At 73.0% G+C, this 18,597-nt stretch carries 19 protein-coding genes; 12 read left to right on the forward strand and 7 right to left on the reverse strand.

Translation table 11 applies throughout. The annotated features are described in order from the left end of the window. Positions 1-79 precede the first annotated feature (79 nt). Positions 80-946: a Scr1 family TA system antitoxin-like transcriptional regulator gene (locus ACIRSU_RS23095; protein ID WP_403795242.1), complete on the forward strand. Its 867-nt coding sequence runs from the start codon at positions 80-82 to the stop codon at positions 944-946. Further along, positions 943-1,134, forward strand: coding sequence for a DUF397 domain-containing protein (locus ACIRSU_RS23100; protein WP_403795245.1), 192 nt, complete (start codon positions 943-945; stop codon positions 1,132-1,134). The genes ACIRSU_RS23095 and ACIRSU_RS23100 overlap by 4 nt, the downstream gene beginning before the upstream one ends. A 63-nt stretch (positions 1,135-1,197) precedes the next feature. On the opposite strand, the gene ACIRSU_RS23105 is transcribed toward ACIRSU_RS23100, so the two are convergent. After that, the gene (locus ACIRSU_RS23105) at positions 1,198-1,779 is read right to left on the reverse strand and encodes an RBBP9/YdeN family alpha/beta hydrolase (RefSeq protein WP_403795248.1); all 582 of its coding nucleotides are present in this window, start codon (positions 1,777-1,779) and stop codon (positions 1,198-1,200) included. A gap of 73 nt (positions 1,780-1,852) precedes the next feature. On the opposite strand from ACIRSU_RS23105, the gene ACIRSU_RS23110 reads away from it, so the two are divergent. Continuing rightward, positions 1,853-2,458 carry a TetR/AcrR family transcriptional regulator gene (locus tag ACIRSU_RS23110; RefSeq protein ID WP_403795251.1) on the forward strand — a complete coding sequence of 202 codons (606 nt, stop codon included), beginning with the start codon at positions 1,853-1,855 and terminating at the stop codon, positions 2,456-2,458. Here ACIRSU_RS23110 and ACIRSU_RS23115 read toward each other — a convergent pair. Then, positions 2,426-3,691, reverse strand: a complete 1,266-nt coding sequence (locus ACIRSU_RS23115; RefSeq protein ID WP_403795254.1) for a beta-ketoacyl-[acyl-carrier-protein] synthase family protein — start codon at positions 3,689-3,691, stop codon at positions 2,426-2,428. The genes ACIRSU_RS23110 and ACIRSU_RS23115 overlap by 33 nt on opposite strands. Positions 3,692-3,756: 65 nt before the next feature. Here ACIRSU_RS23115 and ACIRSU_RS23120 point away from each other — a divergent pair, with 65 nt between their 5' ends. Then, positions 3,757-4,359: a TetR/AcrR family transcriptional regulator C-terminal domain-containing protein gene (locus tag ACIRSU_RS23120; protein WP_403795256.1), complete on the forward strand. Its 603-nt coding sequence runs from the start codon at positions 3,757-3,759 to the stop codon at positions 4,357-4,359. Positions 4,360-4,374: 15 nt separating this feature from the next. On the opposite strand, the gene ACIRSU_RS23125 is transcribed toward ACIRSU_RS23120, so the two are convergent. Next, positions 4,375-5,304: an AraC family transcriptional regulator gene (locus tag ACIRSU_RS23125; protein WP_403795259.1), complete on the reverse strand. Its 930-nt coding sequence runs from the start codon at positions 5,302-5,304 to the stop codon at positions 4,375-4,377. 96 nt (positions 5,305-5,400) lie between these two features. Here ACIRSU_RS23125 and ACIRSU_RS23130 point away from each other — a divergent pair, with 96 nt between their 5' ends. From ACIRSU_RS23130 to ACIRSU_RS23145, 4 genes are all read left to right on the forward strand, one after another. After that, entirely contained in the window at positions 5,401-6,165 is a 765-nt protein-coding gene (locus tag ACIRSU_RS23130) for an SDR family oxidoreductase (protein WP_403795262.1), read from the forward strand. A 104-nt stretch (positions 6,166-6,269) separates the two neighbouring features. Continuing rightward, positions 6,270-6,782, forward strand: coding sequence for a DUF1203 domain-containing protein (locus ACIRSU_RS23135; RefSeq protein ID WP_403795265.1), 513 nt, complete (start codon positions 6,270-6,272; stop codon positions 6,780-6,782). Positions 6,783-6,791: 9 nt separating this feature from the next. Continuing rightward, a complete protein-coding gene (locus ACIRSU_RS23140; RefSeq protein WP_403795268.1) occupies positions 6,792-7,517 on the forward strand; it encodes a DUF6882 domain-containing protein in 726 nt (241 codons plus the stop codon). Between the two features lie 2 nt (positions 7,518-7,519). Next, complete coding sequence (locus tag ACIRSU_RS23145; RefSeq protein ID WP_403796421.1) at positions 7,520-8,059, forward strand: SMI1/KNR4 family protein; 540 nt, start codon at positions 7,520-7,522, stop codon at positions 8,057-8,059. A gap of 37 nt (positions 8,060-8,096) precedes the next feature. Here ACIRSU_RS23145 and ACIRSU_RS23150 read toward each other — a convergent pair whose 3' ends face one another. Then, entirely contained in the window at positions 8,097-8,549 is a 453-nt protein-coding gene (locus tag ACIRSU_RS23150; RefSeq protein WP_403795271.1) for a VOC family protein, read from the reverse strand. 74 nt (positions 8,550-8,623) lie between these two features. On the opposite strand from ACIRSU_RS23150, the gene ACIRSU_RS23155 reads away from it, so the two are divergent. Further along, complete coding sequence (locus ACIRSU_RS23155; RefSeq protein ID WP_403795273.1) at positions 8,624-8,956, forward strand: DUF6401 family natural product biosynthesis protein; 333 nt, start codon at positions 8,624-8,626, stop codon at positions 8,954-8,956. Positions 8,957-8,969: 13 nt separating this feature from the next. Here ACIRSU_RS23155 and rarD read toward each other — a convergent pair whose 3' ends face one another. Further along, on the reverse strand, positions 8,970-9,947 hold the full coding sequence (gene rarD / locus ACIRSU_RS23160; protein WP_403796424.1) for an EamA family transporter RarD: 978 nt from the start codon (positions 9,945-9,947) through the stop codon (positions 8,970-8,972). A 317-nt stretch (positions 9,948-10,264) separates the two neighbouring features. On the opposite strand from rarD, the gene ACIRSU_RS23165 reads away from it, so the two are divergent. Genes ACIRSU_RS23165 through ACIRSU_RS23175 form a run of 3 tightly spaced genes read left to right on the forward strand, consistent with a single transcriptional unit; the run spans position 10,265 to position 15,542 of the window. After that, positions 10,265-11,119, forward strand: coding sequence for a hypothetical protein (locus ACIRSU_RS23165; protein ID WP_403795275.1), 855 nt, complete (start codon positions 10,265-10,267; stop codon positions 11,117-11,119). After that, positions 11,116-13,356, forward strand: a complete 2,241-nt coding sequence (locus ACIRSU_RS23170; protein WP_403795277.1) for a bifunctional serine/threonine-protein kinase/ABC transporter substrate-binding protein — start codon at positions 11,116-11,118, stop codon at positions 13,354-13,356. Before ACIRSU_RS23165 ends, ACIRSU_RS23170 begins: the two co-directional genes overlap by 4 nt. A 2-nt stretch (positions 13,357-13,358) precedes the next feature. Then, complete coding sequence (locus ACIRSU_RS23175; protein ID WP_403795279.1) at positions 13,359-15,542, forward strand: bifunctional serine/threonine-protein kinase/ABC transporter substrate-binding protein; 2,184 nt, start codon at positions 13,359-13,361, stop codon at positions 15,540-15,542. A gap of 27 nt (positions 15,543-15,569) precedes the next feature. Here ACIRSU_RS23175 and ACIRSU_RS23180 read toward each other — a convergent pair whose 3' ends face one another. Both ACIRSU_RS23180 and ACIRSU_RS23185 read right to left on the reverse strand, forming a co-directional pair. Next, positions 15,570-16,622, reverse strand: coding sequence for a 2-oxoacid:ferredoxin oxidoreductase subunit beta (locus tag ACIRSU_RS23180; RefSeq protein WP_403795282.1), 1,053 nt, complete (start codon positions 16,620-16,622; stop codon positions 15,570-15,572). Continuing rightward, the gene (locus ACIRSU_RS23185) at positions 16,615-18,552 is read right to left on the reverse strand and encodes a 2-oxoacid:acceptor oxidoreductase subunit alpha (protein ID WP_403795284.1); all 1,938 of its coding nucleotides are present in this window, start codon (positions 18,550-18,552) and stop codon (positions 16,615-16,617) included. The genes ACIRSU_RS23180 and ACIRSU_RS23185 overlap by 8 nt, the downstream gene beginning before the upstream one ends. Positions 18,553-18,597: the final 45 nt, after the last annotated feature.

Genomic DNA, 18,597 nt, shown 5'->3' on the forward strand with positions numbered 1-18,597 from the left:
TCCCGCGACTGTCCGGTGCTGTCCTGACTGTCTCGCGCGGCGCGTCGGGTAGGGCTCGGCCGAAGGAGGTGGGCGCGCAATGAGCGTGGACGAGGTGAACGGCGTCGGGGCAGAGGACGCGGGCTGGGAGGTGGAGCCCGGCGACGAGTCGGGTGCGGCGGTCGTGGCGGCGGTGGGCCGTCAGCTCAAGCTGTGGCGGGAGTCGAAGGGGCTGAGCGCGGTCGAGTTGGGGCTGTTGCTCGGCTACGGCGAGGACATGGTCCGCAAGGTCGAACGCGGGGACCGCATCCCGCGCCCTGAGTACCTGGACAACATGGACCGGGCAGTGAGCGCGGGTGGGCTCGTCTCGGCAATGAAGAAGGATCTGGAAGAGGTCCGCTACCCGAAGAGGCTGCGGAGTCTGGCGAAGATGGAGGCCCGGGCGGTCGAGTTCTGCATGTACACCAACTTCGACATCCACGGTCTGCTGGAAACCGACGAGTTCTCGCGGGCGGTCCTGCAGACCTGGCGTCCGGCGTACGAGCAGGAGGAGCTGGAGCGGTACTTGGCGGCGCGAGTCGCGCGCCGCTCGGTCCTGGAGAAGAGCCCGGCGCCCGAGTTCAGCTTCATCCAGGAGGAGGTGTCGCTGCGGCGACCCGTCGGGGGAAGAATGGTGCTCCGTCGTCAGCTTGAGCATCTGCTGGAGGTGGGCGAGTTGCCCAACGTCGATATCCAGGTGATGCCGACCGAGCGCGCAGACCACCCCGGGGCGGGCGGTCGCATCGCACTCCTGAAGTTCGAGGACGGTACGGCGGTGGGGCGGATGGACAGGGACTTCGGCGGTCGCCCGGTCTCCGACCTCAAACGACTCCGGATCTTGGAGCTGCGCTATGGCATCATCCGCTCCAAGGCCCTCACTCCGGCGGAGTCACGGGACTTCATCGAACAACTGCTGGGAGAGACATGATCGGCAATCCCGAACTCGACTGGTTCAAGAGCAGCTACAGCGACGGCGCAAACGGCAACGACTGCGTCGAGGTCGCCGCGACTCCCGGCACCGTCCACGTCCGTGACTCCAAGGACGCCGACGGCGCCCGCCTCGCCTTCGGCCCCGGCGCCTGGGCCGGGTTCGTCGCGTACGCCTCCGGCGAGTAGCGACGGCCGCACACTTCGAGGGGCCCGACTCGCGGACGAGCCGGGCCCCTCGGTGCGTGGTGCTCAGGCGCTGATCAGTTCCTCGACCAGTCGCACGGCCTCCGGCACCTCGACGTGGTCGTCGGGAGTGGCTCCGAAGTGGCCACCGGTCGGCGTCACGACGGCGGTCGCGCCGAGGCCCTCGACGAACAGGCGGACGTGCTCGGTCGGGTCGGGCTGGTTGACCGGGTCGTCCATGGCCTGGAGGACCCGGAAGTGCCGGGCCGAGCGGCGGATGCGCTCCCAGTCGAAGCCGCCGTCGAAGAACTCGGCGAGCTCGTCGTAGCCGACCTCGTGGGCGGAGGCGGCGACGAGCAGGACGCCCGCGAACACCCCGTCGGCCTCGGGGTCGTGCTGTTCCAGGAACCGCAGCACGTTGACGGCGCCGATGCTGTGGCCCACCAGCACGGTGGACTCGGCGGGGCCCGCGGCCAGCACCGCCTCGCCGTAGGTCTTGCGCCACGGCTCAAGCCGCGGGGCGCCGGTGTCCGGCAGTCGGGGCACGGTGACCCGGTGGCCGGCCGCGGCCAGCCGGTCGGCCAGATACGGGAACCAGACGCTGTCGTCGCTGGAGCCGTACCCGTGCGACACCACGATCTCGCTCATGATCGATCCATCCCCTTAATCGAAACGATCCGTCTCGTTTCGATTAAAGCTAGCACACTGCTAGCGTGTGGAGGTGCCCACCGGAGAAGCCCACACCCGCCGCACCGGCGGTCGGATCCGCAGCCAGGACGCCCACGACGCGGTCCTCGCCGCCGCGATCGAGCTCGTCGAGGAACTCGGCTACCAGGCCGTCACCATCGAACGGGTCGCGGCCCGCGCGGACGTCGCCAAAAGCACCATCTACCGCTGGTGGAAGTCGAAGGCGGTCCTCGTGATGGACGCCTACCGCACGGCCGTCGAGCAGCGGATGCCCGAACCGGACACCGGTTCGCTCGCGGGCGACCTCACCGCCTTCGCCACCGCCCTCTACGGCGTGTCCGGACACCCGCTACGGCTGCGGACCCTGCGCGGCCTCATGGCCGAAGCCCAACTCGACCCCGCCTTCGCCGAACCCTTCCGGGAATGGGTGGAGAGCCGGCGCGCCGTCGTGCTCACCCTGCTCGACCGCGGAGTCCAGCGCGGCGAAATCCCGGCCGCAGCCGACCTGGAAGCGGCCACCGACCACCTCTTCGGCCTCTTCTGGTACCGCCTCCTGGTCGGCCATCAGCCCCTCGACCCCGGCCAGGCATCCGCTCACATCGAGCAACTACTGCACGGACTCGACGCGCGCACTCCCTAGCCCGGTGCCGCTCTCGTGCCGTGCGCCGGTGACGACGAGTGAGACGTTCTGGCCGCCGAAGCCGAAGGAGTTGCTGAGCACGGCTTCCTGGGGGGCGTCTCGTCGCTCCGCGACGACGTCGAGGTCGATGTCGTCGCCGACGCCGGCCGCCGTGAGGTTGCGGGTCGGCGGGATGACGCCGTGCTCCACGCTGAGGACGGCGACGAGGGCCTCGATCGCGCCGGCCGCGCCGAAGAGATGGCCGAGTGCCGCCTTGGGGGCCGTCACGGTGGCGCGGTCGCCGAAGAGCTGCCGTATCGCGCGTGCCTCGGCGGCGTCACCGACCGGGGTTCCGGTGGCGTGGGCGTTGATGTGGCTGATCCGGTCGGGCGTCAGGCCGGCCTGGGCGAGGGCCTTCCGCATGGCCGCGATCTGACCGGAGCCGTCGGGGGCGGGCGCCGTGATGTGGTGGGCGTCGGCGGCGATGCCGGCGCCCGCGAGCACCGCGTGGACGCGCGCGCCTCGGGCGGCGGCGTGCTCGGCGCTTTCGAGCACCACCACGGCGGCGCCTTCGCCGAGCACGAACCCGCTGCGGTCCGCGGCGAACGGCCGGGACGCCGAGGCGGGTTCGGCGGTGTGCCGTGACAGCGCCTGCGCCTGGGCGAAGCCGGCGACGGTGATCGGGGTGATCGCGGCCTCGGTGCCGCCCGCGATGACCACGTCCGCCTCGCCGGCGCGGATGAGCCCGGCACCCAGGGCGATCGCCTCGGCGCCGGAGGAGCATGCCGAGACGGGCGTGTAGACCCCGGCCCGTGCGCCGTATTCGATGCTGATCAGCGCCGCCGCCGCATTGGGCATGAGCATCGGCACCGTGCGCGGCGAGACGCGCCGCGTCCCGGACGTCTCCAGGACGTCGTCCTGCTCCAGCAGCGTGCGTACGCCGCCGATGCCCGTGCCGATCGCCGACGCGAGCCGGTCCGGATCCACGGCCGGGGCGCCGGCGTCGGCCCAGGCTTCGGCCGCCGCGACGAGGGCTGCCTGCTGCGAGCGGTCGAGCCGCCTGGCCTGCGCCGGCGGCAGCGAGGCGGCGGGATCGGTCGCCAGGGTCCCGGCGACGATGTCCTCGCGGTCCGGCAGGGCGCCGGCGCGGATGCCGGACTCGCCGGCGAGCAGGGCCTTCCAGGTGGACTCCACGTCTCCGCCGAGCGGCGTGATCGCGCCGAGTCCGGTCACGACGACTTCGGTCCGGTGCATGTCGAGGACCTTTCTTGTATGCGATACAAGCGAACGAGCCCTGTTGTATCACATACAATTTCGACGTGGAGAAGAAGCGAACCGAGGCTCGACGCGACCGTGGTCGCGCGACGAGGCGCCGGCTGATCGAGGCGACCGCACGGCTCTGCAAGGAGCGGCCCGGCGCCGAGGTGAGCGTCGCGGAGATCGCGAACGCGGCAGGCGCCTTCCCCAATCAGGTCACCTACTACTTCGGCTCCAAGGACTCGCTGCTCGTGCACGCCGCGTTCCTCGGCCTGCTGCACGACGCCCGACGGATCGAGCGCATCGGCCGCCATGCCCCCGACGCGGCGACGTTCCGGCGCAACGTCGCCCGCGCCGTACTGGCCATGCCCTCGCTGCCCTCGGTCGCGCGGGCGCTCGCCGCCGCGATCTCCAAGCCCGACCTCGCCCCCGTGGTCGACCGGCACCTGCAGCTGCTCTTCCGGCAGTCCGAGCGCTATGTGGGCCAGCTCGTCGACGCGCGCGGTTGGGGCTCCCGTCGACCGCTCGGGGTGGAGGCCAGGACGTTCTGGAGCACCGCGCTCGGCGCGGTGCTGCTCGTACGCGCCGGCGCGCACGGCACCGTCGCGGACCTCGACCTCGCGGGGGCGTTGACCATCCACGACGAGGCCGAGCCGCTGCGGTGATCGCGGCGCGCGCCGTCAGCCGTCTGTCGGCTTGACCTGCTTGCGGTAGGCCCCCGGCGGCGAGCCGAAGTGCCGTTTGAAGGCCTTGGCGAAGGCGAACTCCGACGTGTAGCCCGTGCGCTGCGCGATGGTGCTCAGCGGGGCCGGCGACCGGTGCAGCAAGCGCGCCGCGGTGGCCATCCGCCAGTTGGTCAGGTAGGTCAGCGGCGGCTCGCCGACCACCGAGGCGAAGCGGCGGGCGAACGCCGCGCGGGACAGCCCGGCGTGGGCGCCCAGCGACTCCACGGTCCAGGGACGGCCGGGATCGTCGTGGATCGCCTTCAGGGCCGGGGCGACCGCCGGGTCGGTCAGCGCGGCGGCCCAGCCCCTGGTCCGTTCCTTCGGCAGTTCGGCGTACCACGACCGGAGGATGTAGAGCAGCAACAGATCGACGAGCGCCGTGACGACCGCGTCCGAGCCCGGCTGCGGCGCGTGGAACTCGGCGCACAGCTGGTCGACCGCCGAGCGCAGCACCGGGTGGCGGCCGGGGACGGCGGGGAGGTGGACGACCTCCGGCAGATCGCCGAACAGCGGATGCGGGCGGTCGACGTCGATCGCGTACGCGCCGCACACCAGCACCGTGCGCGGCCCCGGTCCGTCCACCGTGACCTGGCCGATCGGCGAGGAACGGTCCACGCGCTCCGGCACGAAGTCCACGGGGTCGCTGCTCGGCACGTCGCACAGGGTGTGCCCGCTGCCGCGCTGCAGGAACACGATGTCGCCGGGGCCGAGCGCGAGCGGTTCGCCGCGCGGTGGCAGCAGGTGGCAGTGCCCTTCCACGACCACGTGGAAACCGGCTCCCGAGACGGGCTGGAACGTCAGGGCCCACGGGGCGTGCGCGTCGGTGCGCGTCACCATCGGGCGTCCCGTGCGCAGGACTTCGAGGGTGTCGCTCAGGATGTCCATGGCACCACTCTAGAGGCCATGCAGCGAGACGAAATGACAAGGAATCAAGACGTGGAGGCATTCACCGTCTTGATGTGAGAGGCCTACGTTCTTGCCGTGGCGGACGCCGAACCCCGGCACCGCATCGACGAAGGAACGGACCCCATGTCTCTGGCCGGCAAGAAGATCGTGATCATCGGTGGAACCTCCGGCATCGGCTTCGCGGTAGCCCGACAGGCCGCGGCGGCCGGCGCGGACGTCGTGGTCGCCTCCAGCAACCAGGACCGCGTGGACGCCGCGACGAAGCGGCTGGCCGGCCCGGCCGAAGGCCGCCGGCTGGACGTCGCCGACGGCGACGCCATCGCCGCGTTCTTCGAGGAGGTCGGGGAGTTCGACCACCTCGTCTACACGGCGGGCGAATCGCTGCTGATCAAGCCGTTGGCCGACACCACCCCGGAGGAGGCCAGGGCCGTCTTCGAGCGCCGGTTCTGGGGCGCGTTCCTCTCCGCCAAGTACGCCGCACCGCGACTGCGCGACGGCGGCTCGATCACGTTCAGCTCCGGAGTCCTCGCCATCCGCCCGCTCTCCGGAACCGCGCTCACGGCAGGCATCACCGGCGGCATCGAGGCCCTGTCCCGGGCACTCGCCGTCGAACTCGCCCCGCTGCGCGTCAACGTGATCCAGCCCGGCGTGATCCGCACCGAGCTGTGGGACGGCAGCGTCCCGGACCCGGAGGCCTTCCTCCAGGGCGCCGGGTCCGAGCTGCTCACGCGGCGGGTCGGCACCGCCGAGGAAGCCGCCGCTGCCTATCTCTTCGTCCTGACCAACGGCTACGTCACCGGCACCACGGTCGCGATAGACGGCGGCGCGGCACTGGTGTGACCGGAGCGGCACCAACCCATCACGACGCGCGCCCCACGGGCGCGGGGCAGCGCGTCGTCCGAAAGCCGCCAGCGGCAGCGCCGCCGCTTCGTGACCCTGGAGCCATGACCACCGCGTACACCCCGCGCCCCGTCCCGCCCGCCGCCCTCGCCGAACTGCGCCGCACCGACGACGCCGGCCGCCCCTGCGTCCCGTACACCGCCGCCACCGAGGACGACGGCGTCGGCAGCCCCCTCCGCTGCTGCCTCCGGCCCGTCGCGCCGGGCGAGCGGATCGCGCTCGTCTCGTACGCGCCGCTGCGGCGCTGGGCGGCCGAGACGGGGGCCGAGCCCGGTGCGTACGACGAGCAGGGCCCCGTCTTCATCCACGCGGAGCCCTGCGCGGGCCCGCCGTCGGGCTCCGCCTCGTACCCCTTCGACCGGCCCGGCGCCCTGCGCACCCTCCGGCGGTACGACTCCGGCGGCCGGATCGTCGGCGGGCGGCTCCTGGAGATTCCGGAGGCGGCCACGGAGGGGTTCGACCGGGCGCTCGCGGAGGCGTTCGCTGATCCGGCGGTCGCGCTCGTGCACATACGGGCCGTGGAATACGGCTGCTTCCAGTTCGAGGTGCGGCGCTAGGGTCGCCGTATGGCGAACGAGTTCACCCGATTCAGCGACGCTTTCTTCCTGGAGGCCGAACGGCACGCCGCCTGGGGCGCCGCCCAGCTGGAGGCCCTGACGGCCTTCCTGCCCGACGGGCCGTGGTCGGCCGACCTGGAGGCATGCCGCTACCAGCAGGGCGGGTCGCAGGGCGGGTCGCAGGGTGAGGTGGAGCTGCGGATCGCGGTGCTCGGCTCGTACGACACGGACGCGGAGTCGTGGATGTGGGGCTGGGCGAACCCGGGCCTGCAGGGCGCCGAGGTGGTGGCGCTGACCAGCGCGATCGCGCGGTACGGGCGGGTGTACGGCATCGCCGAGCTCAGCGAGCCGGTGCTCGACCTGTCCGGCTTCGCCGACCCGCGCCGCGCCGCCGAGATGCTCGCCTTCGTCGGCATGGGCGTCGCCGGCGCCCCCGGCTACATCGGTGCCCCCGCCGGTCCCGGCACCCAGGTCTACTTCCTCCCCGACGACCCCCAGGTCCCGCGCCCCGCCCTGGACGCGATCACCCTGCCGCGTCATCTCCTGACCGGCGCGGGGCTGATCGGCCACGCGCCGCGCGAGGTGGTGACGGGCTACTTCGACCACCACGGCGCGCCGTGGGAGGAGGGCGCCGACGGCCGGATCGTCGCGGAGCTGCCGGACGGGTCGGCGGCGGAGGTCGACTTCGACGAGCTGGGGCGGATCGCGGGCGTGCGGGCCGTGGCCCGGCCGTGACGATGCGGGGCGACGTGGGGGCGCGGGTGCGGCTGCTCGCGGCGCGTGACGCCGAGTGCGCGCGGTTCGGCGCGGACACACACCGCTACGCGCTCCGGCCGCCGCTGCCCGAGGCGGAGATCCGCCGCTTCGAGGCGGCGCACGGCATCGCGCTGCCGCCGGCCTACCGGGCGTTCGTCGCCGAGGCGGGCGACGGCCCGGCGGGGCCCGGCCACGGACTGATGCCGCTGACCGAGCCCCGGGCGGGCGTGGACGACGACTGGGCGGTCGACGCCGAGTGGCGCGAGGACCGGCAGCCCGGCCGGCTCGCCACGCCCTTCGCACTCACCGAGCCGCTCCGCGGGCCTCTCCGGGCCCTGCCCGAGTCGCTGACCCCGGGCACGCTGACGCTCTCGGAGCTGGGCTGCGGAACGTACGACCGCCTCGTCCTCACCGGCCCGCACGCGGGCGAGATCTGGCACCTCGACCCCGACTGGGCCGGCTTCGTCCCGCGCCACGCGGACTTCCGGTCCTGGTACGAGGAGTGGCTGAACGCGGTGTGAGGACCGGGCCTCCTCCTCCCGCGCCCCCGCCCCCCCGTCAGTGCACGCAGAACTCGTTCCCCTCCGGGTCCCGCATCACCGTCCACGACCCGCCCGGCTCCGCCACCTCGTGCAGCACCGTCGCGCCCAGGCCCTCCAGTCGCGCGACCTCCTTCTCCCTCGTGCCCGGAGCCGGGTGCAGGTCGAGGTGGAGGCGGTTCTTGCCGGACTTGGGTTCCGGGACGCGTTGGAAGAGGATGCGGTGGCCCAGGCCGGTGTCCGTGGCCGGGTCGAAGGGGTCGTCCGGGTGGCGGACCGCGGCGAGGTCGCGCCAGGCGGGGTGGCCGTCGACCGTGAGGGTGGCGTCGGCGGGGACCGCGTCGGCGGCGAGGAGGCGGGTGACGAGGGGGCCGTGGTCCTCGCGGTGGTAGTCGAGGGCCGCGGCCCAGAAGGCGGCCTGGGCGTGCGGGTCGGCCGAGTCGATGACGAGCTTCCAGTGGAGTGCGGTCATGCAGCTCTTTATAGACCGTGATCTGCGACCGACGTCACGCCGTAGACGTGGTGATACGCGCCTAATCTGGAGGGATGAACGATTCGCCCGGCTGCCCCCTGGTCGGCGTCGCCGCCACGTACATGCCCCGGCTCTCGGAGTTCGCCTTCGAGCCGGGGCTCGTGGCCGCCGTCGACCAGCACGCGGCGGCCGTGTGCGACGCCCTGGTCCCCGCCCGGCGCGGCGGCCCGCACGGCGTACCGCCGGCCCGGACCATCCGCCGCGAGGAGCTCGCGGACTACGTGCTGGGCTTCACGGACCGGCTGACCGAGGTCGACTGGGTGGAGCCGGTCGGCCACGACTTCGCCACGCTGCGCCTGACGGCCGTGTGCTGGCTGATCCGCGAGCACGACCTGCTGGCGGCGTAGCCCGCGGAGTCGGTCAGGACTGCGCGGAGAGCGGGGCCGCCTCGGGCTCGGTGCCGGTGCCCGCGCCCGTGGCGATGCCGGTGGCGGTGACCGCCCCCGCGCCCGCGCCCGTTTCGGGTTCCGTGGAAACGGCGACCGCCTTCGCCGCCTCCATCTGCGCCCGGCTCCGGCGCGCCGTCCGCAGCGCGTCCCAGCTGAGCACCGTCAGCGCGAGCCACACCAGGGAGAAGCCCGCCCAGCGCTCCGCCGGCATCGCCTCGTGGAAGTAGAGGACGCCGAGCAGGAACTGGAAGACCGGCGCCAGGTACTGCAGCAGGCCGAGCGTCGACAGCGGTACGCGGATCGCCGCCGCGCCGAAGCAGACCAGCGGGATCGCCGTCACCAGACCGGTCGAGGCGAGCAGCAGCGCGTGGCCCGTGCCGTGCGCGCCGAAGGCCATCTCGCCGTGGCTGCCGAGCCACAGCAGGTAGCCGAGCGCGGGCAGGAACTGCACGGCGGTCTCGGCGGCGAGCGATTCCAGGCCGCCGATGTTCACCTGCTTCTTCACCAGGCCGTACGTCGCGAAGGAGAAGGCGAGGGTGAGCGAGATCCACGGCGGCCGGCCGGCGCCCACCGCCAGTACGACCACCGCCGCGAAGCCGATGCCGACCGCCACCCACTGCGCCGGGCGCAGCCGTTCCTTGAGGACGAGGACGCCGAGGGCGATGGTGACGAGCGGGTTGATGAAGTAGCCGAGGGACGACTCGACGACCCGGCCGTTGTTGACGGCCCAGATGTAGAGGCCCCAGTTCACGCTGATCACGGCCGCGGCCACGGTGATCAGCGCGAGCTTGCGCGGGCTGCGCGCCAGCTCGCGTATCCAGCCCCAGCGGCGCAGCGCGAGCAGCGCGAGGCCGACGACGGCGAGCGACCAGACCATCCGGTGGGCCAGGATCTCGACCGCGCCGGCCGGCTTGACCAGCGGCCAGAAGAGCGGGACCAGTCCCCACATGCCGTAGGCGCCGATCCCGTAGAGCAGACCCGCTCGTGTCTCGCTGTTCTTCGTGCCGTCCTTCGTGCCGATCTGCGTCCCGCTCTTCGTCTCCACCGGACCTCCTGCCTGCGCCACGCTGTTCCGATGAAGGTAGCGCCGCGCGGGGCAGGATGTCATGCCCGTATCGCCATACGGTCCTTACGGATCAAGGTGCGCGTGTCACGGCCCGATGTGCGGGGCGTCCCAAAGGCGTTGTACCCACGCACAGTTGATCCACGGACCCGTACGATCTGCCTCACCGGCTGGGGGTTCGCGCGAGAGACCGTGGGGGAAACATGGTGTACGCGTACGGAAGAGTGCTGCGCGCCGGTGCCGTCGTGGCGGCGGGCGCGCTGCTCATGGCGGGCTGCTCGTCGGACGGCGGCGGAGACGACGGGAAACCGCCGCGAGGAACACCGGGCAGGACAGGGACCGCGAGCCCGAACGGGACCGGGACCGCGACCCCGTCCGGGACCGCCGCCCCGGCCCCGCGCGCCACGCCCACCGCCCTCGACTTCACCCCGGACCCGAAGCGCGTGCCGAAGAACGCCGCCGAGGCCCGCCGGCTGGCCCTGGCGATCGTGGCGGGGCCCGAGTCCTGGGGGCCCGACTACGTCAAGCGCAGCCCGTACCTCAGCGACCCCGGCTCCTGGCCGGTCCTCGACGCGAGCTGCGAGTGGGAGGTCGAGCCGCTGCCCGGCTCCGTCCTGGCCAGCGTCACCGCCTACAGCGAGATCCCGGCCGCCGGCGGCAAGGGCCCGCTGCGGGTCGCCGCGACCGTCACCGTGCACCGCACCGAGACCGACGCCGACTGGGAGATGGCCGAGACCCTGGAGGAGGCGCTGCGCTGCCCCGACCAGCAGCTGCGCGAGGGCGAACGCGTCACCAACCTCGGCTCCCTCGGCATGCCCTACGGCATCGGCGGCAACGCCCACGCCACCGACTCCCTCGTCGAGAGCGGCTCCTACCTGAACGACGCCTTCAAGGGACCGCAGCCCTACAGCTGGTACGAGACCCGCATCGGCCAGGTCACCGTCGCCACCAACGTCAAGGGCGCCCCCGGCCACACCGAGGACGTCACCAGCGTCCAGACCCAGGCCCAGGTCACCATGGAGGCACGCCTCAAGGCGCAGATGGGAGCCCAGTCGTGACCGTGAACCCCGGCGCGCTCCAGCCGCTCCTGCCGTCCGACCCCTCCACGATCGCCGGGTACCGGCTCCTCGGCCGCCTCGGCGCCGGCGGCATGGGCGTCGTCTACCTCGGCCGCACCGACACCGGCGCGCTCGCCGCCGTCAAGGTCACCCACGGCGACCAGGCCGACCAGGCCGACTTCCGGGCCCGCTTCCGCCGCGAGGTCGAGGCCGCCCGCCGGGTCGTCAGCCCCTGGGCCGTGCCCGTGACCGGCGCCGATCCCGACGCCCCCGAGCCGTGGATGGCCACCGCCTTCGTGCCGGGCCCGTCCCTCGGCGAGGCGGTCCGCGAGCACGGGCCGCTGCCCGAGCGGAGCGTACGGATCCTCGGCGGCGCCGTCGCCCGGGCGCTCGCCGCCGTGCACGCGGCCGGGCTCGTCCACCGGGACGTGAAGCCCGGCAACATCCTGCTCGCCGCCGACGGCCCCCGGCTCATCGACTTCGGCATCGCCCGCGCGACCGGCGAGACCGGGCTCACCTCGGCCGACATGGTCGTCGGCACCCCCGGTTTCCTCGCCCCCGAGCAGGCCGAGGCCCGCGCCGCCGAGATCGGCCCCGCCGCCGACGTCTTCGCGCTCGGCTGTCTGCTCGCCTTCGCGGTCACCGGCCGCCCGCCGTTCGGCACCGGCGCCCTGGACGCGCTGCTCTACCGGACGGTGCACGACGAGCCCGACCTCGCCGGCGTACCGGAGCCGCTGCTCGACCTCGTACGGCAGTGCCTCGCGAAGGAACCGGCCGCGCGCCCCACCGCCGAGGAGATCGCCGGCCGGCTCACCGAGGACACCCCCGGCGCCCCGGCCGACTGGCTTCCCGCACCCGTCGTCACCACGATCGCCGCCCGCTCGGCGGCCATGCTGGCGCTCCCCGACATCGACCCGACCGCGCCCGGCACGGACCCGGCGGACCCGGCCGCCGCGGCCGGTCCCTCCCGACGCCGGCTCCTGCTCTACGCCGGTGCCGGTGCGGCGGTGCTCGCAGCCGGCGGCGGCGCCTTCGCCCTGCTCGACCGGCGCGACGACAGCGGGGGCGACGGGAAGCACCCCGCGTCCAAGGCCCGCGACACCTGGTCCATCGGCGTCTTCGCCGACCTCTCCGGGCCCGCCCAGGAGATCGGCCGGGCCCAGGAGCGCGGCGCCCGGCTCGCCGTCGAGCGGTTCAACGCCGTGCACAAGGGCAAGCCCTTCACCCTCGAACTCAAGGTCTCCGACGACCGCGGGGACCGTTCCGGCGCCTTCGCCGCCGCCCGCCGGCTCACCTCCGACCCGTCCGTGATCGCCGTCCTCGGCCCCACCTCCGACGACACCGGCATCGCCGCGCTCCCCGCGTTCGAGGAGGCCGGCGTGCCGCTCCTCACCACCTCGGCGGGGTACAACCTCTTCACCCTGCGCGGCGAGACCGGCCCCCAGAACGCGACCGTGCTGCGCGCCATCCCGAGCCACTTCATGGCGGGCGTCTACCTCGCCCTGTCCACCACGCTGCTGCCGCAGGTCCGCCACCCCGGAATCCTCCAGGAACGCACCGACGACCAGTACAGCTGGCAGTACGTCAGCGGCGCCCGCTACGGCTTCCAGCAGGCCGGTCTCAAGCCGCACTTCCGGGTGGTGCCGGGCCGGGCCACGGACTACCGCCGGATCATCGGCGAGATGATCGACGCCGGCATCGACACTTACGTCCACTGCGGTGTCCGCTCCACGGCCGTGCTCGCGGCCCGCGCCCTGAACGAACTCGGCTTCACCGGGCCCCGGTTCACCGGTCAGCACGTCTTCGGCTCGCAGTTCCTGAAGGAGGCCGGGAGCGCCGCCGAGGGCTGGTTCGTCTGCGCGCCCGTCATCGACCCCGTCCAGCGGGCCGCCGACACCAAGCAGAAGCCCGCCGACCGGAAACTCACCCAGGAATTCCTCGACGCCTACCGCAAGCGCTACGGCACCACCCCGGCCTTCTACACCGGCGAGTCCTTCGACGTGGTCAACCTGGTCACGTCCTGGCTCGCCAAGAGCGCCGCCAAGGGCCCGCTCACCCGCAAGGGCCTGTGGGATGCCCTGCGCAACCAGACGTACACCGGGGCCATGGGCGGTTACCAGTTCGACAAGCACGGCGAACTCAAGGGCGTCGGCACCTTCATCTACGGCGTGCAGCAGGGGGCCTACAAGTTCATCGGCGGCGCCCCCGGCGAACCCCAGAACAAGAAGAAGAGCTGACGGTGCAGCCGCTCAAGAAGGCCGACCCCTCGGTCATCGCCGGCTACCGGCTGCTCGGGCGGCTCGGCGCCGGCGGCATGGGCGTGGTCTACCTCGCCCGGTCCGCCGGCGGCGCGCTCGCCGCGCTCAAGCTGATCCGCGCCGAGCACGCCGCCGACCCCGGCTTCCGGGCCCGCTTCCGCCGCGAGGCGACCACCGCCGGGACCATCACCGGCCGGTGGGTGGTCCGGGTCCTCGGCTCCGACCCGGAGGCCCGGGAGCCGTGGCTCGCCACCGAGTACGTGCCCGGGCCCTCGCTCGCCGAGGCCGTCGCCCTGCACGGCGCCCTGCCCGAGGCCACCGTCCGCGCACTGGGCGCCCGGCTCGCCGCCGCCCTCGACGGCATGCACGCGGCCGGGCTCGTCCACCGCGACGTCAAGCCCGGCAACGTCCTGCTCGCCCTCGACGGGCCCCGGCTCATCGACTTCGGCATCGCCCGGGTCAGCGGCGCCACCGCGCTCACCGCCACCGACGCGATGATCGGCACGCCCGGCTTCCTCGCGCCCGAACAGGCCCGGGTCACCGGCACCGGCGAGGTCGGCCCGGCCGCCGACGTCTTCTCGCTCGGCTGCGTCCTCGCGTACGCGCTGACCGGGCAGCGCCCCTTCGGTACGGGCGCGGTGGCCGCCGTGGTCTACCGCACCGTCCACGAGGAGCCCGACCTCGACGGCGTACCGGAGGCTCTGCTCGCGCTGGTCACCGCCTGCCTCGCCAAGGACGCCGCCGACCGGCCGACCGCCGCCGAGGTGCGGGACGCGCTCGGCCCGTACGAGGGAGCGGCGGGCGACTGGCTGCCGCCCGGTCTGCCCGCGCTGATCGCCCAGCGCTCCTCGCGGGTCCTGGACCTGCCGGTCGCCGACCCGACCATGCTCAACCCCGAGGAGCCGCAGGGGACTTCGCGGCGCCGCTTCCTGGTCCTCGGCGCGGCCGGGGCCGTCGCGGGCGCGGGCGGGCTCACCGCCTGGCTGCTCGGCCGCGACCCGGCCGGCGGGACGGGCGGCGGCATCGGCGGCAGCGTGGTGAGGACGGCGTACACGCTCGGCGTGCTCACCGACCTCAGCGGCCCCGGCAAGGCGGACGGGCGCGCCCAGGAGCGCGGGCTTCGCCTCGCCGCGGAGACCTTCAACGCCCGCGCGGACCGCCCCTTCGACCTGGTGCTCAAGGTGACGGACGACGGCGGTGACCCGAAGCGGGCCACCGCCGGAGCCCGCGCCCTGCTCAAGGAGCCAGCCCTGGTCGCCGTGCTCGGTCCGACGGCCGCCGACACGGCCGTCGCCACGGTGGACGCGCTCGTCGACGCGAAGGTGCCGGTGCTGAGCGTGGTGGCGGCGGTCCCCTCCGACACGACGATCCGCGGCCAGACCCCGGACCTGCGCACGTACTTCGAGGCGCGGCCCAACTCCCTGACGATGATCGTGCCCTTCGGCCGCTACCTCACCGAGCACCACCGGGGGCGCACCGCGGTCGTCGAGGACCGGGCCGGCGGCCACTACGGCTGGCTCGCCGCCCAGAGCGTGCAGGCGTCGCCGCCCTACCGCGGCACGGTCACCCGGCACCAGGTCGCCGCGGACAGCGAGGACTTCGGCCCGGCGGTCCGGGCGGCGCTCGCCACGTCCCCGACGGGCGTGATGTACGTGGGGAACTCGCCGCGCCGGGCCGCCCTGTGCGCCAAGGCGCTGCGGCAGCAGGGATACCGGGGCCCGTGCGGCAGCGTGGAGCCCGCGCTGGGGCCGGAGTTCCTCGCCGTGGCGGGCCCGGCCGCCGAGGGCTGGTACTTCGGCACCAGCTACACCGACCCCGACACGGTCCCGGCCGCGAAGGAGTTCGCCGCCGCGTACCGCAAGCGCTGGCGGCTCGCGGCCACGGACCCGGTCGACCGGTTCGCCGTGGAGTCGTACGACGCCCTGTTCTGGACGGCGCAGGCGCTGCGCACCGCCGTCCGGATGAACGCGGAGCGCCCGGGCACTGCGATGCCGACCGTGTTCATGAGGGACGACCGGGTGTACCGCGGCGTGGGCAGGACCTACGAGGCCATGTCCGGCGACGTCTCCAGCTCCCCCCTCGACGGGCTGACCCTCTGGCAGATCAGGTCCGGCAGGCCCCGCTGCCTCGGCCCGTACGCCGAGGCAGCGAAGCGGAACGACTGACCGCGCACGCTGCCCCGGCCGCGGAGGTCAGCCCACCACCGTCCAGGTGTCCTTTCCGGCGAGCAGCTGGGCCAGGTCTCCCTTGCCCTGCTGCTCCACCGCCTTCTCCAGCTGCTCCGCCATCAGCGTGTCGTACACCGGTCGGTCCACCGAGCGGAAGACGCCGATCGGCGTCTGGTGCAGCGTGTCCGGGTCGGCGAGCCGCGACAGCGCGAACGCGGTTGTCGGGGAGGCCGCGTGGGCGTCGTGGACGAGGATCCGCGACTCGTTCTCCGGGGTGACCGTCACGACCTCCAGGTCGCCGGTGGCCGGGTCCCGGACCACGCCCTTGTGGAGGTCGGCGCCGAAACGGATCGGCTGCCCGTGCTCCAGGCGGATGACGGCCTCCTTGGCCTGCTCGTTGTCCTTGAGGACCTCGAAGGCGCCGTCGTTGAAGATGTTGCAGTTCTGGTAGATCTCCACCAGGGCCGTGCCGTTGTGGTCGGCGGCCTGGCGCAGCACCTCGGTGAGGTGCTTGCGGTCGGAGTCGACCGTCCGGGCGACGAAGGACGCCTCCGCGCCGAGCGCGAGCGACACCGGGTTGAAGGGCGCGTCGAGGGAGCCCATCGGGGTCGACTTGGTGATCTTGCCGAGCTCGGAGGTGGGGCTGTACTGGCCCTTGGTCAGGCCGTAGATCCGGTTGTTGAAGAGCAGGATCTTCAGGTTGACGTTGCGGCGCAGGGCGTGGATGAGGTGGTTGCCGCCGATGGACAGCGCGTCGCCGTCACCGGTGACGACCCACACCGACAGGTCGCGGCGGGAGGTCGCCAGGCCGGTGGCGATGGCGGGGGCGCGGCCGTGGATCGAGTGCATCCCGTACGTGTTCATGTAGTACGGGAAGCGGGAGGAGCAGCCGATGCCGGAGACGAAGACGATGTTCTCCTTCGCCAGGCCGAGTTCGGGCATGAAGCCCTGCACGGCGGCGAGCACGGCGTAGTCACCGCAGCCGGGGCACCAGCGGACCTCCTGGTCGGACTTGAAGTCCTTCATCGACTGGGTCGCCTCGGCCTTGGGGACCAGGTGCAGCAGCGACTCACTCATCGATGACCTCCTTGAGGGCCGCGGCGAGCTGCTCGGCCTTGAACGGCATTCCGTTGACCTGGTTGTGGCTGCGGGCGTCGACGAGGTACCGCGCCCGGACGAGGGTGGCGAGCTGGCCCAGGTTCATCTCGGGGACGACGACCTTCTCGTACCGCTTCAGGACCTCGCCGAGGTTCTTCGGGAAGGGGTTGAGATGGCGCAGGTGGGCCTGGGCGATGGGGCGGCCGGTGCGGCGCAGGCGGCGCACGGCGGCCGTGATCGGCCCGTACGTGGAGCCCCAGCCGAGGACCAGGGTGTCCGCGCCGTCCGGGTCGTCGACCTCGATGTCGGGCACCTCGATGCCGTCGATCTTGGCCTGCCGGGTGCGGACCATGAAGTCGTGGTTGGCCGGGTCGTAGCTGATGTTGCCGGTGCCGTCCTGCTTCTCGATGCCGCCGATGCGGTGTTCGAGGCCGGGGGTGCCGGGCAGCGCCCAGGGGCGGGCCAGGGTCTCGGGGTCGCGCTTGTACGGCCAGAAGACCTCGGTGCCGTCGGCCAGCGTGTGGTTCGGTCCGGTGGCGAACGTCGTGGTCAGGTCCGGGAGTTCGTCCGTGTCCGGGATCCGCCAGGGCTCGGAGCCGTTGGCCAGGTAGCCGTCGGAGAGCAGGAAGACGGGCGTACGGTACGTGAGCGCGATCCGGGCCGCGTCGAGCGCCGCGGCGAAGCAGTCGGCCGGCGTCTTCGGGGCCACGACCGGCACCGGCGCCTCGCCGTTGCGCCCGTACATGGCCTGGAGGAGGTCGGCCTGCTCGGTCTTGGTGGGCAGACCGGTGGACGGGCCGCCGCGCTGGATGTCGACGACGAGCAGCGGCAGTTCGAGGGAGACGGCGAGGCCGATGGTCTCCGACTTGAGCGCCACACCCGGGCCGGACGTGGTCGTCACGGCGAGCGAGCCGCCGAAGGCCGCGCCGAGCGCGGCGCCGATGCCGGCGATCTCGTCCTCGGCCTGGAAGGTGCGCACACCGAAGTTCTTGTGCCTGCTCAGCTCGTGCAGGATGTCCGAGGCCGGCGTGATCGGGTACGAGCCGAGGTAGAGCGGCAGGTCCGCCTGCCTGGCGGCGGCGATCAGGCCGTACGACAGGGCCAGGTTCCCGGAGATGTTGCGGTACGTGCCGGTGGGGAACGCGCGGGTGGCCGGGGCCACCTCGTACGAGACGGCGAAGTCCTCGGTGGTCTCGCCGAAGTTCCAGCCGGCCCGGAACGCGGCCACGTTCGCCTCGGCGATCTCGGGCTTCTTCGCGAACTTCTGGCGCAGGAAGGTCTCGGTGCCCTCGGTCGGGCGGTGGTACATCCAGGAGAGCAGCCCGAGCGCGAACATGTTCTTGCTGCGCTCGGCCTCCTTGCGGGACAGCCCGAACTCCTTCAGGGCCTCCACGGTGAGGGTGGTGAGCGGCACCGGGTGCACGTGGTACCCGGACAGCGAGCCGTCCTCGAGCGGAGAGGTCTCGTAGCCGACCTTGGCCATGGCGCGCTTGGCGAACTCGTCCGTGTTGACGATGATCTCGCCGCCGCGCGGCACGTCCCCGATGTTCGCCTTCAGCGCGGCCGGGTTCATCGCGACCAGGACGTTCGGCGCGTCGCCCGGGGTCAGGATGTCGTGGTCGGCGAAGTGGAGCTGGAACGAGGAAACGCCCGGCAGCGTGCCGGCGGGGGCGCGGATCTCGGCGGGGAAGTTCGGCAGCGTGGAGAGGTCGTTCCCGAAGGACGCCGTCTCCGAGGTGAACCGGTCACCGGTGAGCTGCATGCCGTCGCCGGAGTCGCCCGCGAAGCGGATGATCACCCGGTCGAGCCGGCGCACTTCCTTCGCGGAACCGTCTCCGGCCGTCGCCGGGGCGCTGCGCTGCTCCCCGACCAGGGCCTCACCGGCCTCGCTACTGACCTGGCTGGTCACTGAACTGGACCTCCCTCGCGGCAGGGTCTCTCCGTCGAGGCTCAC

The organism is Streptomyces sp. NPDC101160 (assembly GCF_044768205.1).
Lineage (GTDB): Bacteria > Actinomycetota > Actinomycetes > Streptomycetales > Streptomycetaceae > Streptomyces.

Bases quoted from the DNA above. Each gene is read 5' to 3' on its own strand.
- ACIRSU_RS23180 (WP_403795282.1), bottom strand. From the start codon at position 16,622: ATGAGTGAGTCGCTGCTGCACCTGGTCCCCAAGGCCGAGGCGACCCAG.
- rarD (WP_403796424.1), bottom strand. From the start codon at position 9,947: ATGTGGGGACTGGTCCCGCTCTTCTGGCCGCTGGTCAAGCCGGCCGGC.
- ACIRSU_RS23115 (WP_403795254.1), bottom strand. From the start codon at position 3,691: ATGCACCGGACCGAAGTCGTCGTGACCGGACTCGGCGCGATCACGCCG.
- ACIRSU_RS23145 (WP_403796421.1), top strand. From the start codon at position 7,520: ATGCGGGGCGACGTGGGGGCGCGGGTGCGGCTGCTCGCGGCGCGTGAC.
- ACIRSU_RS23095 (WP_403795242.1), top strand. From the start codon at position 80: ATGAGCGTGGACGAGGTGAACGGCGTCGGGGCAGAGGACGCGGGCTGG.
- ACIRSU_RS23105 (WP_403795248.1), bottom strand. From the start codon at position 1,779: ATGAGCGAGATCGTGGTGTCGCACGGGTACGGCTCCAGCGACGACAGC.
- ACIRSU_RS23165 (WP_403795275.1), top strand. From the start codon at position 10,265: ATGGTGTACGCGTACGGAAGAGTGCTGCGCGCCGGTGCCGTCGTGGCG.
- ACIRSU_RS23125 (WP_403795259.1), bottom strand. From the start codon at position 5,304: ATGGACATCCTGAGCGACACCCTCGAAGTCCTGCGCACGGGACGCCCG.
- ACIRSU_RS23140 (WP_403795268.1), top strand. From the start codon at position 6,792: ATGGCGAACGAGTTCACCCGATTCAGCGACGCTTTCTTCCTGGAGGCC.
- ACIRSU_RS23150 (WP_403795271.1), bottom strand. From the start codon at position 8,549: ATGACCGCACTCCACTGGAAGCTCGTCATCGACTCGGCCGACCCGCAC.
- ACIRSU_RS23135 (WP_403795265.1), top strand. From the start codon at position 6,270: ATGACCACCGCGTACACCCCGCGCCCCGTCCCGCCCGCCGCCCTCGCC.
- ACIRSU_RS23100 (WP_403795245.1), top strand. From the start codon at position 943: ATGATCGGCAATCCCGAACTCGACTGGTTCAAGAGCAGCTACAGCGAC.
- ACIRSU_RS23155 (WP_403795273.1), top strand. From the start codon at position 8,624: ATGAACGATTCGCCCGGCTGCCCCCTGGTCGGCGTCGCCGCCACGTAC.